This window comes from Pontibacter virosus (genome assembly GCF_003096355.1).
Lineage (GTDB): Bacteria > Bacteroidota > Bacteroidia > Cytophagales > Hymenobacteraceae > Pontibacter > Pontibacter virosus.
Genome location: NZ_QEKI01000004.1, coordinates 1 through 16,173, shown reverse-complemented (window position 1 = coordinate 16,173; position 16,173 = coordinate 1). Strand labels below are relative to the sequence as shown.

The window sequence follows — 16,173 nt, the reverse complement described above, 5'->3', positions numbered from 1 at the left end:
TACTTTGCTAACACACAACACGATTCATCTACAGCAAATGTCTATTCGTATAATATTCTTCCATCCCGATATATTAATTTATAAATTAGTAGAGAAGATATTAAAGTGAGTCTGATCATCTGGGAATGTTTGGACCTCAATACTGACTTTCGCTTATACACATAATCTCTCGACGCAAACAAACATATGAAGAAGCTATTGCTCGTTTTATTTATTATGCCCCTCTTTATCGCCTGTAAGAAAGAGGATGTTGCAGAGCCATTGTCACAGTTTCACTTCATCAATTTCGTAGATGCTTCCGGCGAAAATGTGTTTGCAACAAGTAAGATCGATACCGCTGAATTCTTTTATATGTTTGGGCAGACCAGCATCCCGTGGGAAGGTATGATGGAGGACAAAAATTACATTCTCTCCCGCTCAGGTACCTTGCTTGGAGATACAGCCATACAAGTATCGGAAATAAATCCTTTTCTACTATTAGAGGATTTCCAGGGAAACCGGGAGCGAACTTTTTTAATTAGTGGACAGACGCATCATTTTAGATTTTCACCTTTGCAGGATGGCTTCTTTCAGAATGGTGTGAAACTGGCCGCAACAACCGAGGTGATAGAGGAAGGGAAACTATACCTGCACCACATCATTATCGTGGATTAACCTGCCTTACCTTCACAGACAATCCAATTATTCAATAAATCCTGCTATAACTGTCTTACCTATGAAACAGCTTTTAGCCCTTAGGTATATTTTGCCTTTACTTTGCTTTTTCATACTGTTTTCTTCCTGCAAAAAAGAGCTGGAGGAGATTGAGATAGAACCTGTTGTTGCCTGGGAAGCGCACAATAAGTTCCTATACAACCAGCGGTTCATTGTAAACCTCCATGCTGCTCAGGCTGAAGACAGGCTCCAGGTTTTAGGGATGTACTTATTTTCCAAAATATCTCATGCAAGGAAAGGGGCAAAGGTGAGCAACTATGTACACCCTTTCAAAAACCTGTCGCATAACAAGTATCCCATGAACTCCAGCATATTTGCCGGTACAGAGGACGATGTTCTATATTTCAGGACAGTCAGTGATCCGGTGACTAGCGGGGCCGGGCTTAGGCTTGATGCAAAGGAGATTGACCCTAGCTTCCTTGGTTTTGAGTTGATCATGTCCAACACGCTGGAAAGCATGGCTATCTCTGAGAACAATGTTGTTTTGGTGCCATACAAGTACCTTAATGAGGAAAGCGGAAGAGCAGAGTTGCGCTATTTTTTGTTCAAGCTAGGGATTGACAAAGCCAATCAGAGTTTTGCTAAGATCGTATTGGAAGAGACAAAAATACTTACACCAGTGCAGGTAGGCGGTTATGTCCGGTACATACGCTCACATCACAATAATTTTTACGTTGCCACCGACTGGGGCTTTTATAAAATCACAGAAGAGGGTGAGATTGATTTCCAGATGCCTGACCAAGTGGCTTATGCTACCTTTGAGCACAAAGGCGATCTCTATACCATTGCCAGACATGGAAGGCGTCAAACGCATGCTTTGTTCCGGGCTGTTTCAGGACAAACCTGGTCGCTGGACGCGCATGTGGGAGGTACAGCTGAGTGGTTATCCTATCATGCCATCAGCGATGAAATATTGTTAGCCAGTTACAACAGCCAAATTTTCGAAGTGGAGCCAGGTATAGACAAGCTGCAATTAAGAGAGCTTGACAATACAGGCCTGGAAGGCCATAGCATTACTTCCATCGCAAAGGTAAGTGACAAGGTATACATTGGTACCCAATCTGGTTTATTTAGCAAAGCGGCAGAGCATTTGCTGACTTATAAGGAAGAAGAAAGCAAATAGCAATTGAAACTACTTGAAAGCACAAGGCCCCGCCTATGGAATCATAAGCGGGGCCTTGCTATACCTGCTGAACCATTCATCATTCAGCATTATTCATTCCTCGTTAATAATACTTTCCCTCCATCAGGTAATTCTGGACATAGTCTTTCACACCTTCCTCTAAGGTATAGAACGCTCGATCGTAACCAATAGAGCGGAGCTTGTTCATATTGGCTTCGGTAAAGTATTGGTAGTTGTCGCGCAGGTTCTCCGGCGTATCCATAAAATCGATGTTGGGCGTTACACCCATGGCTTCGAATGTGTTGAGCGCCAGTGCCATAAAGGTGCGGGCCTTGCCGGAGCCGAGGTTGTAAATACCGGAGTTTTTTCGGTGCTGCATCAGGAACATGCACACTTCTACCACATCCTTCACATACACGAAGTCACGCATCTGCTCGCCGTCAGCATAGTCGGGATTGTGCGAGCGGAAAAGCTTCATGCTGCCCTTATCTTTGATCTGGTTGTAGGCATGGAAAATAACAGAAGCCATTTTGCCTTTATGGTACTCGTTGGGACCATATACATTAAAGAACTTGAGACCCGCCCAGAAGAAAGGCTTTGCCGTTTGCTCCAGCGCCCACTTGTCGAAATCGTTTTTGGAGTCGCCGTATGGGTTGAGCGGCTGCAGCAACGGGATGGTGGCTTCTTCGTCGTCATAGCCGAGGGTGCCGGAGCCGTAGGTAGCCGCTGACGAAGCGTATACCAGCGGAATTTGGTACTCGCAGCAGGCGTTCCATACCTGCTTGGAATAGTTCAGGTTGAGCAGGTCGAACACGTCCTTGTTAAACTCGGTGGTATCAGTGCGGGCACCCAGGTGGAAAATGAATTCTACTTCTTCGTAGTTATCGTCCAGCCACGCAAAGAAACCATCACGGTCTACATACTCCTTTATCTTTTTCCCTTTCAGGTTTCCTTCTTTTTTGGCGACAGAGAAATTGTCCACCACCACGATATCATTAAAGTTAGCTGCGTTGAGCCTGCTTACAAGGCAACTCGCAATAAAGCCGGCAGCACCAGTTACAACGATCATAATTCAGATTTGTAGGCTGTAAAGTTATATTGCGTTAAATTTACGAAAATAAACGGAGCCGAAGCGCACATCGCCCTGTCGCTCCTTCAATCAGAAACCGAGCTATACCTTGCACCCATACCTGAACAAGTTTTTGGCAGTATGCCTGCTGATCTTTTGCTGCGCCTGCGGTTCCGGGAAAGAAGAAAAGACAGGGGAGGAACTGGTGCTGCAGGACGACCTGGGGCGTGCAATAAAGTTAAAGGGACAGCCTGAACGGGTAATGGCCTTTGCCTCATCCATGACCGAAATGCTCTTTGCCGTTTGCGACACGGCTTCTATTGTCGGGCGCACCCCCCAGTGTGACTACCCGGCTGCCGTATACAGTAAACCTGTGGTGAGTAACTACCCGGTTGATCTGGAGCAGGTGCTGGCCCTGAAGCCTGACCTGATCTTTACCGTGGAAGGTATAACCCCTCTGGATATGGCCGCCCGATTGGAGGAACTGGGTATACCTGTTTACTACCAGAAGTATCGCAGTGTAGCGGATATTCTGAAAGGTATAGAAGACCTCGGTCGCATCATGGGCCGGGAGCAGCAGGCAAACCACTTGGCCGACTCGTTGCGCCAACAGGTGCAGGCGATCGAGCGCAGGTATAGCGGACAGACACAACAGCAGCGCGTACTGGCTATTACCTGGAGTGACCCGATCTACGTTTATGGACAGAACACTATCCTGACAGACCAGCTTCGTATACTCGGTGCCCAAAATGCCGTGCAGGAGGTGTTTGACCAGCCATACCCGGCACTCACCCGCGAATATATTCTCAAAATGAACCCGGATGTGCTGCTTGGTGGAAGTATAGAGCGACTGGAGCGGGAGTTCTTCAGTCTATACCCGGAGCTGCGCAAAATTGCCGCTTACCGGAATAAGCGCATCTACCAACCTACTGGCAACCTCATCGAGCGGCCTAGCCCTCGGGTAGTAGAGTCGATCCGTGAACTTGAAAGCTTCCTATACCCATGAGAAGCACTTTATACTTTATGGGGGCGATCCTGCTGATCCTGGTCACGCTGGTGCTCGGGTTACAGGTAGGTACTTTCGAAGTGGATTTGTCAACCATCTGGCAGGCCATTTTCCATTATGACCCTGATAATACCACTCACTTTGCCATTACACACCTTCGTTTGCCCAGGCTGCTTTTAGCACTGGTGGTAGGGGCTTCGCTGGCTTTTTGCGGTTACCTCATGCAGGCCATGGTCAACAACGGACTGGCTGACCCCTACCTGTTGGGTACGGCCTCGGGTGCTTCATTGGGAGCTGTGATCGTGTTCTTTGGTTTTGTTGAAGTATCGATCGGAGGCTTTTATATGCCGCCTGTGTTTGCACTGATAGGAGCCTTTGTGGTGACGCTTGTCGTCGTGATACTCGGCTACCGAAAACGTCAGCTTATACCTGCGCAACTGCTGTTGGCAGGTATAGCCATCAGTTCACTGGTAACGGCCATGGTCGGACTGCTCACTTTTCTGTCTGATTCCGAAGGGAAACTTAAGTCGGTTATATTCTGGTCGATGGGGAGTTTTGAGCGGGCGAGCTGGTCGCTGCTGCCATACCCGGCCACGGCATTGTTGGTGGCGCTTTTGCTTTTCGCTTTCCTACAGAAGCAGCTCAACATCTTGCTACTCGGGGCCGACCGGGCACAGGCGCTAGGCGTGAATGTGGCGCGAACCCGTTGGGCGATTCTGGGTACGGTTTCTGTCGTAACCGGCTTTGCTGTGGCCACCTCCGGGCCTATTGGCTTCGTGGGACTGATCATTCCGCATGTCACTCGTGGGTTAATGGGAGCGACGGGCAGGAGCAACCTGCTTTTCTGCGCTTTTGTGGGCGGTCTGTTCATGCTGCTCTGCGATCTCCTTTCCCGGATTTTATATCCGCCAGCCGGGCTTCCAATTGGAATCATTACATCGTTCTTTGGTGTTCCTTTCTTCGTATATTTGCTGTCTCAAAAGAATTATAAGTTTAGCAGTTAAATGATTTACGTAAGCAGATTAGAGCATTTCAATGCAGCCCACAAGCTGCACAACCCGAACTGGTCGTTGGCGAAGAATAAGGAGGTTTTCGGGCCGTGTGCGAACACCAACTGGCATGGGCACAATTATGAGCTAATCGTGACCGTAAAAGGAAAGCCGGACCCGGATACCGGTTTTGTAATTGACCTCAAAAAGCTGAGCACACTCATCCGCAAGAATATCATCGAGAAGGTAGACCACAAAAACCTTAACCTTGATGTAGCCTTTATGGAAGACAAACTGGCCAGCACGGAGAACCTGGTAGTGGAATTTTGGAAAATTCTGGAGCCTAAAATCGCTGAAATTTCCCAGGCCAGGCTGCATAGCCTCAAATTATATGAAACCCCACGTAACTACGTGGAGTATTTTGGCGAATAAGCAATTATAGCTATCTGGCTATACCTATTCCATTGCTTTCTTCGTTCCTGCCATATCAGGCAGGCCCAAACGCATACACATTAAATGAAATATTACATTATAGCCGGCGAACGCTCAGGCGATCTGCACGCTTCTAACCTCATCAAGCAACTACGGAAGCAAGACCCGGAGGCTGAGATTAGGGGTTGGGGGGGCGATATGATGCATGAGGCCGGCATGCACCTGGTCAAGCACTACCAGGAAATGGCCTTTATGGGCTTTGCGGAGGCTGCAACCAATTTCTTTAAGATTCTGGGCTTTTTGCGTGAATGCAAAGAGGATATCACGGCCTTCAAGCCGGATGTGATCATCCTGGTGGATTATGCCGGTTTCAACATGCGGATTGCCAAGTTTGCAAAAGAGCATGGCCTGAAAGTTTTCTATTACATTTCCCCTAAAATCTGGGCCTGGAACCAGGGCCGCGTGCACAAGATCAAGCGCCTCGTGGACCGCATGTTTGTGATCATGCCATTTGAGGAAGAGTTCTACGGCCGTTTTGACTACAAAGTAGACTATATCGGCAATCCGGTAGCTGACTCAGTGAACGACCATGTTGTGGCGCCTGATTTCAGAGTGCGGAACCATATTCAGAACAACAAGCCCATTATAGCATTGTTGCCTGGCAGTCGCAAGCAGGAGATCGAAAATATGCTGGAAGTAATGCTCAGCGTGCTGCCTTCTTTCCGTGATTACCAGTTTATTGTAGCCGGCGTATCGAACTTCTCAAAAGAGTATTACGAGCAGTACAACAAAGACCCGAACATCAAGATTGTCTACGACCAGACCTATGATTTGCTTTCGTATGCGAAAGCTGCGCTCGTTACGTCAGGTACAGCCACACTCGAAACCGCACTATTTGACGTGCCGCAAGTTGTGTGCTACAAGACCAGCGCCATCTCTTATGCTATTGGCAAGCGTGTGATCAAGGTGCCTTATATCTCGCTCGTGAATCTGATTGCCGACAAACCTATCGTGACAGAGCTGATTCAGGATGATTTCACAGCCAAAAAGATTGTAGCTGAGCTGAAAAACATTCTGTTTGATAAGTATGCCATGCAGAAGCAGCAGGAGGGGTATGCACTCGTAAAGAAAAAGATAGGGGAGCACCGTACTGCCGAGCGTGCGGCAGAACTGATGGTAGGCTATCTGAAAGAGACAGTATAAAGGCAGATAGTTTAGCGTAGTAGCTATACCTATAAAGGAGAAGGCCTCAGCTTTATGCAGCTGAGGCCTTCTACTTTTAGCGTCTATACCTTAAGCAACACGTAGCTGCTTTAAGGGTGATTTGTCAAATTTATCGCGGGCATACTCACCAGTGATCACCAATTCTTTAGCACCTTCCTCAGACGGCAGTTCAAACATGGCATCCGTCATAATGCCTTCGCAGATAGAGCGCAAACCACGTGCACCTAATTTATACTCTGCTGCTTTCTCTACAATGTAGTCCAGCGCATCGTCATCAAAGCTGAGGCTGATGTTCTCCATCTCGAACAGACGTTTGTACTGTTTTACGATAGAGTTCTTAGGCTCCAACAGGATCAGGCGAAGTGTATCTTTATCGAGTGGGTTCAGGTGCGTTAGTACTGGCAGACGACCGATCAACTCAGGTATAAGTCCGAAGTTTTTCAGGTCTTGCGCAGTCAGGTAACGCAGGAAGTTCTCTTTCTCCTCTTCATCGTCCTGCTTGGACTTAGAGAAACCAATCGGGCGGGTATTCAAACGGTTTTTGATCAGACGGTCTATACCTACGAAGGCACCACCGCAAATGAACAGGATATTCTCTGTGTTCACCGTGATCATTTTCTGCTCCGGGTGCTTACGACCACCTTGTGGCGGTACGTTTACTACCGTGCCTTCCAGCAGTTTCAAAAGTGCCTGCTGTACACCCTCGCCACTCACGTCGCGGGTAATGGATGGGTTATCGCTCTTACGGGCAATCTTGTCGATCTCGTCAATGTATACAATACCGCGCTCTGCAGACTCTACATTATAATCAGCTGCCTGCAGCAAACGGGTCAGAATACTTTCCACGTCTTCGCCCACATAACCAGCCTCTGTCAGCACAGTCGCATCAGCAATACAGAAAGGCACCTGCAGGATACCAGCCATCATACGTGCCAGGTAGGTCTTGCCTGTACCTGTTTCGCCTACCATGATGATGTTTGACTTTTCGATCACCACATCATCTTCGTTGGTGCGCTGCATCAAGCGCTTATAGTGGTTGTATACCGCTACTGACATCACTTTCTTCGCCTCGTCCTGGCCCACCACAAACTGATCAAGGTATTCCTTCATCTGTCGCGGTTTCATCAGGTTAAATTTCGGCGTGCGGCTGTTGGCGCGTATCTTGTTTTCCTCATTCAGGATTTGCTGTGCCTGCCCGATACAACGGTCGCAAATGTGCGCGTTGATTCCGGATATCATCACAGATACGTCTTTTTTGTTCTTGCCACAAAATGAGCAGGTAATTTCAGCCATAAAAAAGTTTGTTCAGAAGATTTTATTGGCCCTCGCGGGTGTAATACAAAAGCAAAGGTACAAAATTGAAACCTTACTAAGGTAGTATTTTAATTCCTAAAATGTTGATATGGTTATAAAAAGTAACCATAAATTAAAAAATTGCTATTACTGTATCTTGGATTAAAACGCTGATATTCACCTTTTTGAGGGCTTTTGATGTCCACATCTGCCTGTTGATAAATTTTTGGACACAGACCGACTTTTGTGGAGTTATATGATAATGGTGCAATTCTTTCTTGCTAAATAAAATAGCAAAGCCCATGCCTAGGTATAGGATGGGCTTTGCTATCTAGTTTAAAATGAAATGCCTGCTTAGTCTTTCTTGCGGTGCAATACTTCGTCAATCAAGCCATACTCTTTCGCTTCTTCGGCTTTCATCCAGTAGTCACGATCAGAGTTATCGTATACCTCCTGATAAGTTTTGCCTGAGTGCTCTGCTAGGATTTCATACAGTTCTTTCTTCAGCTTCAGGATTTCACGTGCTGTGATCTCGATATCAGAAGCCTGACCCTGTGCGCCACCCATCGGCTGGTGAATCATAACGCGGGCATGCGGTAGGGCAGAGCGCTTGTTCTTAGCACCACCTGCCAACAGCACAGCACCCATCGAAGCGGCCAGACCGGTACAGATCGTCGCTACATCGGGGTTCACATACTGCATGGTGTCGTAGATGCCAAGGCCGGCGTATACCGAGCCACCCGGGCTGTTGATGTACAGCAAAATGTCCTTCTTGGCATCAGCTGACTCCAGGAACAGCAATTGGGCGGTAATAATGTTGGCAATAAAATCGTCTACCTGTGTGCCCAGGAAAATAATGCGGTCCATGATCAGGCGAGAGAACACGTCGATCTCACGGAAGTTCGTCGGACGTTCCTCAATTACAGAGCGGGTCATACTTTCAATGGTATGCATAGCCCGTCCTTCTACGTGACTAATATATTGATCTACGCCCAGGCCACTCATGCCCTGGCCCTTTACGGCAAATTTCCGGAACTCGTCTTTGTTAAACATCATCTTGTTTAGATTTACGGTTTGGTCAAAAATAAAAAAGTCCTTTAAATAATAAAGGACTTTTTAAGTTAAATATTATTAATCGTTCTGATTACGACAGGTTCTTGAAGTCCTCTGTAGAGATTGTCTTCTCTACAACAGTCATCTTTTCTTTTAGTTTAGCGAGCACCTTCTCGGCCAGCAGTTGCTCGTACTCATTAATGTAGTTACGGCCATTGTCCTGCTGCAGATACTGGTTAGCATAGTTATTCATGCTCTCTACCAATTCCTCTGGAACTTCTGGCATGTTGAACTGAGCCAACATCTTCTCTTTCGTGCTGCTTACCACCTCTTCGTTGGATACTTTCAGCTCGTTTTCCTCCACCACTTTGTTTTTGATCATCGACCACTTCAGCTCCTTCAGGTACTTATCGAAGTTCTCTTCGATCTGCTCCGTAGTCAGGCGACCTTCGTTAGTCACTTGCAGCCAGCGCTTGAAGAACTCTGTAGGAAGTTCTGCCTCTACGTTGTCTACTAATGTATCGATGATATTGCGGTACAGCAGGTTGTCTGCCTCACGCTCGTAGTTTTCTTTGATGGTCTCACGGATCTTAGCGTCGAACTCTTCTTCTGTCTTCACCTCGTCCTTACCGAACAGCTTGTCAAACAGCTCCTGGTTTAGCTCAGCAGCCTCTGTGCGGTTGATTTTCTCTACCGTAAATTCAAACTCACCGTTCAGGTCAGCTACAACGTCTTTGCTCAGGCCAGTTACGTGAGCCAGCGCGCTGTTGTCATCACCAAATGCTTTACGGATATCGAAACGAATGGTATCACCGGCTTTTACGCCCATGAACTGCTCTTTGCCTTCTACTACACGGCTTGTAGGGATTAGCGTCTTAGACTCGAACTCACCATCCACTTGCTTCAGGTCACCGTAGATAAAGTCACCTTCTTCAGAAGTCTCTGGATTTGTTGTTTTGCCGAACTGGCGCTTCAGGTTTTCGTAAGCCTCGTCCACCGTAGTCTGGTCCAGCTCTACAGTGTAACCCTCTACGCTTTTATCCAGCGGAAGGTTAAAGTCTGGCAGCAGACCAACTGCGTACGTAAATTCAAAATCTTTCTGGTTGTCCCAGTCGATGTTCTCCTGGCTTGGCTCCGGAAGCGGCTCACCCAGCAGTTTTACATCGTTGTCCTTGATATACTTAGAGATCTCCTCCTGAAGAAGTTTGTTGATTGCCTCCACCAGTATGCTCTTGCCATACATCTTCTTGATAAGTCCTGCAGGCACTTTACCAGGTCTGAAGCCTTTGATCTGGGCTTTCTTGCTGAATTCTTTTACTTGCTGGTCAACTTTAGGAGCATAGTCTGATTCTTCCAGAACTACCTTGAGTTGCGCGTTAGTGCCGTCGGTTTGATTTAATGTAATATTCAAGGCTTACAAAAATTTTAGTGATGATACATCTAGTAAAAACAAACCCCCAACATGGGCTGTTGAGGGTTTCGTTTGTGTGCGGATGGAGGGACTCGAACCCCCATGCCTCGCAGCGCTAGATCCTAAGTCTAGTGCGTCTACCAATTTCGCCACATCCGCATGTGTGCTTGTTTGTAATGATGGTGCAAATTTACGAACGCTATTTTTAAATGCAAGAGTCACGCCTAAAAAAAGCTAATATTTTTTCTCCTTTTTCTCGGGTAATGCTGCAATTAAGTGCTTAACTACTCAGCATCAACAAATTGCACGATTCGTATGGCATTGTGTGTATGAAAGCGGATATTCGTGTATATTTGAAACTTAAAACGCCACTGCCTCACTTATACCTATAGATAGTAGCATAAGTATGGCTGCAGGCTTGCCCAGCCTGAGCACCCAATACTTTCTAGCTTTAGCATGAACATGATCGATCCAGAAGCAGAACGCAAAGAGATCCTTAGACACTACCGCAGATTACTTAAGCACGCCAAACCTTTCCTGAAGGACAACGATGCTAAGATCATCAAGAAGGCATTTAATACATCTGTAGAGGCCCATAAAGACATGCGCCGCAAATCAGGGGAGCCTTACATTCTGCATCCACTGGCTGTGGCACAGATCGCCGTAGAAGAGATTGGGCTGGGTACTACTTCTATCGTAGCCGCTTTGCTGCATGATGTGGTAGAGGACACCGATATGGAGGTGGACGAAGTCGAGCGTGAGTTCGGCCCAAGTGTAGCGCGGATCATCGAAGGACTGACCAAGATATCTGGCGTGTTTGACTATGGCACTTCGCAGCAGGCCGAGAACTTCCGCAAGATGCTTCTGACCTTGTCAGATGACGTGCGGGTGATCCTGATTAAACTGGCCGACCGTCTGCACAACATGCGTACGCTCGACAGCATGCCGCGCCACAAGCAGCTCAAGATCGCTTCCGAAACCATGTACTTGTACGCACCGCTGGCGCACCGCCTAGGGCTTTATGCGATCAAGTCAGAGCTGGAAGACCTATACCTGAAGTACACTGATACCGATACCTATAAAGACATCTCAACGAAGATACGGCAGACCCGTAGCGCTCGTGGTAAGTTCATCAAGGACTTTATCTCTCCGATAGAAGAAGAGCTGCGTCGGCATGGATTTAAATTCAACATCAAAGGCAGGCCGAAGTCAATCTATTCTATCTTAAAGAAGATCAAGAAACAGAACATCACATTTGAAGAGATCTACGACCTGTTCGCCATCCGCATCACGCTGGATGTGCCCCTTGAGCATGAAAAGGCGGCCTGCTGGCAGGTATACTCTATTATAACGGACTTCTACCAGCCAAACCCTGACCGTCTGCGTGATTGGGTGAACACACCAAAGGCCAATGGATATGAGTCATTGCATACTACTGTGATGAGTAAATCCGGCCAGTGGGTGGAGGTGCAGATCCGTACCAAGCGTATGGATGAGATTGCAGAACGCGGTTATGCGGCGCACTGGAAGTACAAGAGCGATGGTAGCGGAGGCGAGTCCGGCCTGGAAATGTGGATAAACAAAGTGCGCGATATGCTGGAAAACAATACAGCTAACGCACTGGAGTTCATGGACGAGTTCCGCAAGAACCTGTTTGTAGAGGAGGTATTTGTCTTTACTCCCAAAGGGGAACTGCTTATACTTCCTGATCGGGCTACTGCCCTTGACTTCGCGTTTGAGATTCACTCCGAGATTGGCTTGCACTGCCTCGGGGCCAAGGTGAACCAAAAACTGGTACCGCTCAGCTTCCGGTTACGCAACGGTGACCAGGTAGAAATTCTGACGTCGCAGAAGCAAAAACCGAACGAAGAATGGCTGGACTATGTGGTGACTTCCAAAGCACGCTCCCGTATTAAGGAGTACCTGCGCGAAGACCGCAAAAACAAATCGGAGCAGGGAAAAGCGATGCTGGAGCGCCGCCTGGTTTATCTGAAAGTGCCCGAAACGCAAGGGAACCTGAACAAACTGATGGCCTTCTTCAACGTGCCATCGGTGCAAGACCTGCATTACCGCATCGCAACCGGTCATATAGATATCAAGAATATTAAGGAGGTTATCTTTTCTGCACAGGCAGAGCGGGGTGCCTCTATGCTCGAGCCTAAGTCCTTTGACCGGGAGGTGCAGAAGATACGTGGTGTCACTTCCGACATGCTGGTGATAGGGGAGAACACCTTTAACATGAATTACAAGGTAGCGACATGCTGCAATCCTATACCTGGCGACGAGGTGTTTGGCTTTGAGTCGGAGGAGGACGGCATTGAGATTCATCGCACCAACTGCAAGAAAGGTATAGAACTGATGTCGAACTATGGCAACCGCATTATCAAGGCCAAGTGGACTGATCAGAAAGAACTGGCTTTCCTGGCAGGTATACGCATTAAGGGAACAGACCGTGTTGGTCTGGTGAATGACCTGACCCGCATTATCTCAAATAGTTTGCGGGTAAACATGCGCTCGATCACAATAGATTCGCATGATGGAATCTTTGAGGGGAACATTATGGTTTTTGTTAATGACACCGGCCACCTGGATAAGTTAATTCAGCGCATGGGTAAGGTAACAGGCGTGTTGACAGTTGAGCGTTTCGACTAAGTCTCTACACCTATTATATATAAGAGAGGAAAGACATGGTAACAGACCTGCAGAGTAGAATAGAACAAGTAAAGAAGATTTTCACGGCTTACCTGGAAAGCAAGGGCCTTCGCAAAACGCCGGAGCGCTATGCCATCTTAGAAGAGATATACTCTCGTTCTGGCCACTTTGATGTGGAGTCACTCTACATCAGCATGAAGAATAAGAACTACCGCGTGAGCCGGGCAACTGTGTATAATACCCTGGATCTGTTGGTGGAGAACGATTTGGTGAGCAAACACCAGTTTGGCCGCAACCTGGCGCAGTACGAGAAATCGTACGGCTACCGACAGCACGACCACGTGATCTGTACGGAGTGCCACAAGGTGGTAGAGTTTTGCGACCCTCGTATCCATAATATACAGACCATGGTGGGGGACCTTCTAAATTTTCATATCTTGCATCATTCCCTAAATCTTTACGGGGTATGCGGCGATTGCCGCGCCAAAAAAGCAACCGAACAACCGCATGAAGTATCAGACAGAGCTAAAAGATGATATCCTGTTCATCAGGCTGGAGGGAGACCTGATTGCAGGGCCGGATACACAGCAGTTGATGAACGTTGCCGAAGAGCAAGTTGAAAATAAAGTCATGCTGTGCGCTGTGGACCTCTCCAATGTTCGTTTCATGGACAGCAGTGGCATGGGCGTGCTTGTTTCGCTTCTTACAAAGTTTCGGAACAGGGGAGGAGAGTTGGTTTTGATCAAGCCATCCGATCATATTCGCAAACTTTTGATCGTTACAAAGCTCAATGCCATTTTTACCATCGCAGAAAATGATAACTTCGCAGCTCAATTCTTAAAGGAATCAATTTACTAACTTATAAATGGCAGTTGACATACTTATAGGTCTGCAGTGGGGCGACGAAGGCAAAGGCAAAATCGTCGACGTACTGGCTCCTACCTATGACATTGTGGCCCGTTTCCAGGGAGGCCCTAATGCAGGACACACACTCGAATTTGAAGGCACAAAGCATGTGCTTCACCAAATACCTTCCGGTATATTCCACCCGCATATTCAGAACATCATTGGCAATGGCGTAGTACTTGACCCGATCGTGTTCCGCACCGAGATGCAGAAACTGCAGGATCGGGGTGTAGATGCATCCCAGAACCTTTTTATTTCTAAAAAAGCCTCGCTTATCCTGCCATCGCACAAAGTACTCGACAGAGTATCGGAAGAAGCGCTGGGCACTGGCAAGATCGGTTCCACACTGAAAGGTATAGGACCAACTTATCAGGATAAAATAGGCAGAGTGGGCCTTCGTATCGGCGACATCCTGGCAGACGATTTCCAGGACCGTTATACTAGACTAGTAGACCGCCACCGCAAAACGGTGGAGTTTTATGGTCAGACGCTGGACCTCGGAGATCAGGAGCAAATTTTCTTTGAAGCAGTTGAATACTTGCGCACCCTCAAGTTGGTGGATAGCGAGTATATGATCAACGATGCTTTGAATAGTGGAAAGCGTGTACTGGCTGAAGGAGCGCAAGGCTCATTGCTGGATGTAGACTTTGGTACGTATCCATTTGTAACGTCTTCCACTACGTTGGTAGCAGGAGCCTGCACAGGGCTAGGAGTGGCGCCGCGTCACATTGGCGAGGTATACGGCATTTTCAAAGCATACTGCACTCGGGTAGGTAGTGGACCCTTCCCAACTGAGCTACTGGATGAAGTAGGCGATCAGATTCGTAAAGCAGGTAATGAGTTTGGTTCTACAACTGGCCGTCCGCGTCGCTGTGGATGGGTAGACCTCCCAAGCCTAAAGTATTCCATTATGCTCAATGGAGTGACGCAGCTTAATATGATGAAAGCTGACGTACTGACTGAGTTCGATACGATCAAGGTATGCACACACTATAAGTTAGCGTCAGGGGAAGTGACGGATCAATTGCCACACTCATTTGATACAGAAACAGTAGAACCGATTTACGAAGAATTGCTAGGTTGGAAAGTAGATCTGAATCAGATTGACACAGTAGAGGCATTGCCGGAAGCATTCAATAATTACATGACTTTCCTGGAGCAGCATCTGGAGGTGCCGATTACGATTGCATCAGTAGGACCTGACCGAAAGAGTACACTAAGAAGAGAAAAGGCAAGCGTATAGCAAAGCAACCTAATAAAGAAGAAGGCTTCACTCCATAAGAGTGAGGCCTTTTTCATGTTAGGGAAAAAGGAATAGCTGCAGAACTACAGAGGAATGTCGATAGTTAATGCCTGAAATATAATCTAAGAGACAAGCGCTAGAAAGAATTAAAAAAATTAAACGGTGTAGGAACTTCTGAAAGCAAGAAGGGTGTTACACTTAAGCCGCCGGTCGAAAGACCCATAAAATTGTGGAGATCACCACGGGCAAATGCACATGCAGCCCCTTCACAAGGCAGGCATAAACAAGCATTCACGTGATGAGTGCAAAAACCCGGAATTATTTTTCAAAGTATTCCCTGTGCGCTTCAGGCACTTAGGCGGAACCGCCGGGGAAGCGGGGCCGAAGTTGACCCAGGGTGCTTGCGGTTCCGGAAAATTTGTGGACCTTTGCACTCCCGACACGGTAACGCGGATAGGGGAAACGAAGTAGAGAGGGGCAGCCGGCAGGGCGGCCGTCGGATGCAGGAAGGAAAGCTCGAAGCATCTGATCGATTACTAAAAAAAACTTTTGCCTTAGGTATTGCAAGTTGGAAAAAGCTTGCTACCTTTGCAGCCCGCTTCAGCCGGGAGCTTTCGAAAAAGACCTTGGTAACAGGGGCTGACAGAAAAAGGAAAAAAAGTTTTGGCAGGTGTTTGGAGATTGAAAAAGTCTTCTTACCTTTGCAACCCGCTCCGAAACGAAGGTTTCTGAGTAGAAAACGAAAGAGTGCTGATCGGCTGAACGGGCCGAAAAGAGAGAAAAAAAGATTGATAGATTGCTTGCGAATCCGGAATTATTTCCGACCTTTGCACACCGAAAACGAGCAACGCTCGGACGGGAAGCGCAAGCAAGCACCCGCCTTCAGATGGAAGGCGCTAACCTGAGGGGGTAGCCCGACGGGAAAGTTCTTTGAGAGATTGTTGAGACAGAAAAAAGAAAAACAAGATAGGTACATCCGCGCGGGTGTGGAGCAATCCACCCACCGCGTCAATTCAAGCACGTGACTTGTTCACGGGAATTAAAAGGAAAAGGCCACG

At 47.5% G+C, this 16,173-nt stretch carries 15 protein-coding genes and 1 tRNA gene; 11 read left to right on the top strand and 5 right to left on the bottom strand.

The window, feature by feature from the left end:
• Positions 1-186: 186 nt before the first annotated feature.
• Together C8E01_RS07260 and C8E01_RS07255 are read left to right on the top strand one after the other, a co-directional pair.
• Positions 187-654 (top strand): hypothetical protein, encoded by a 468-nt coding sequence (locus C8E01_RS07260; RefSeq protein ID WP_116542712.1) that lies wholly within the window; start codon positions 187-189, stop codon positions 652-654.
• A 61-nt stretch (positions 655-715) separates the two neighbouring features.
• A complete protein-coding gene (locus tag C8E01_RS07255) occupies positions 716-1,837 on the top strand; it encodes a hypothetical protein (RefSeq protein ID WP_116542711.1) in 1,122 nt (373 codons plus the stop codon).
• A gap of 103 nt (positions 1,838-1,940) precedes the next feature.
• Here the strand turns inward: C8E01_RS07255 and rfaD are convergent, their stop codons facing one another.
• Positions 1,941-2,906, bottom strand: a complete 966-nt coding sequence (gene rfaD, locus C8E01_RS07250; protein ID WP_116542710.1) for an ADP-glyceromanno-heptose 6-epimerase — start codon at positions 2,904-2,906, stop codon at positions 1,941-1,943.
• Between the two features lie 109 nt (positions 2,907-3,015).
• Here rfaD and C8E01_RS07245 point away from each other — a divergent pair, with 109 nt between their 5' ends.
• From C8E01_RS07245 to lpxB, 4 genes are all read left to right on the top strand, one after another.
• Positions 3,016-3,912 (top strand): ABC transporter substrate-binding protein, encoded by an 897-nt coding sequence (locus C8E01_RS07245; RefSeq protein ID WP_116542709.1) that lies wholly within the window; start codon positions 3,016-3,018, stop codon positions 3,910-3,912.
• A complete protein-coding gene (locus C8E01_RS07240) occupies positions 3,909-4,916 on the top strand; it encodes a FecCD family ABC transporter permease (protein WP_116542708.1) in 1,008 nt (335 codons plus the stop codon). Before C8E01_RS07245 ends, C8E01_RS07240 begins: the two co-directional genes overlap by 4 nt.
• Positions 4,917-5,333: a 6-pyruvoyl trahydropterin synthase family protein gene (locus C8E01_RS07235; RefSeq protein WP_076670122.1), complete on the top strand. Its 417-nt coding sequence runs from the start codon at positions 4,917-4,919 to the stop codon at positions 5,331-5,333.
• 84 nt (positions 5,334-5,417) lie between these two features.
• A complete protein-coding gene (lpxB, locus tag C8E01_RS07230; RefSeq protein WP_116542707.1) occupies positions 5,418-6,536 on the top strand; it encodes a lipid-A-disaccharide synthase in 1,119 nt (372 codons plus the stop codon).
• A 90-nt stretch (positions 6,537-6,626) separates the two neighbouring features.
• Here lpxB and clpX read toward each other — a convergent pair whose 3' ends face one another.
• The 4 genes from clpX to C8E01_RS07210 all read right to left on the bottom strand — a co-directional run bounded on the left by clpX (position 6,627) and on the right by C8E01_RS07210 (position 10,473).
• Positions 6,627-7,850: an ATP-dependent Clp protease ATP-binding subunit ClpX gene (gene clpX / locus C8E01_RS07225; RefSeq protein WP_116542706.1), complete on the bottom strand. Its 1,224-nt coding sequence runs from the start codon at positions 7,848-7,850 to the stop codon at positions 6,627-6,629.
• A gap of 354 nt (positions 7,851-8,204) precedes the next feature.
• Positions 8,205-8,903 (bottom strand): ClpP family protease, encoded by a 699-nt coding sequence (locus C8E01_RS07220; protein ID WP_317046900.1) that lies wholly within the window; start codon positions 8,901-8,903, stop codon positions 8,205-8,207.
• Positions 8,904-8,994: 91 nt separating this feature from the next.
• Positions 8,995-10,314, bottom strand: a complete 1,320-nt coding sequence (gene tig / locus C8E01_RS07215) for a trigger factor (RefSeq protein WP_116542704.1) — start codon at positions 10,312-10,314, stop codon at positions 8,995-8,997.
• A 77-nt stretch (positions 10,315-10,391) separates the two neighbouring features.
• Positions 10,392-10,473: transfer RNA gene (locus tag C8E01_RS07210), tRNA-Leu, on the bottom strand.
• A gap of 297 nt (positions 10,474-10,770) precedes the next feature.
• On the opposite strand from C8E01_RS07210, the gene C8E01_RS07205 reads away from it, so the two are divergent.
• The 5 genes from C8E01_RS07205 (at position 10,771) to C8E01_RS07185 (ending at position 16,020) form a co-directional block, all read left to right on the top strand.
• Entirely contained in the window at positions 10,771-12,966 is a 2,196-nt protein-coding gene (locus C8E01_RS07205; RefSeq protein ID WP_116542703.1) for a RelA/SpoT family protein, read from the top strand.
• A gap of 35 nt (positions 12,967-13,001) precedes the next feature.
• On the top strand, positions 13,002-13,502 hold the full coding sequence (locus tag C8E01_RS07200; RefSeq protein WP_116542702.1) for a Fur family transcriptional regulator: 501 nt from the start codon (positions 13,002-13,004) through the stop codon (positions 13,500-13,502).
• Complete coding sequence (locus tag C8E01_RS07195) at positions 13,474-13,824, top strand: STAS domain-containing protein (protein WP_116542701.1); 351 nt, start codon at positions 13,474-13,476, stop codon at positions 13,822-13,824. The genes C8E01_RS07200 and C8E01_RS07195 overlap by 29 nt, the downstream gene beginning before the upstream one ends.
• Before the next feature lie 7 nt (positions 13,825-13,831).
• Positions 13,832-15,115: an adenylosuccinate synthase gene (locus C8E01_RS07190; protein ID WP_116542700.1), complete on the top strand. Its 1,284-nt coding sequence runs from the start codon at positions 13,832-13,834 to the stop codon at positions 15,113-15,115.
• A 500-nt stretch (positions 15,116-15,615) separates the two neighbouring features.
• Complete coding sequence (locus C8E01_RS07185) at positions 15,616-16,020, top strand: hypothetical protein (protein WP_133242738.1); 405 nt, start codon at positions 15,616-15,618, stop codon at positions 16,018-16,020.
• The last annotated feature ends 153 nt before the right edge of the window (positions 16,021-16,173 follow it).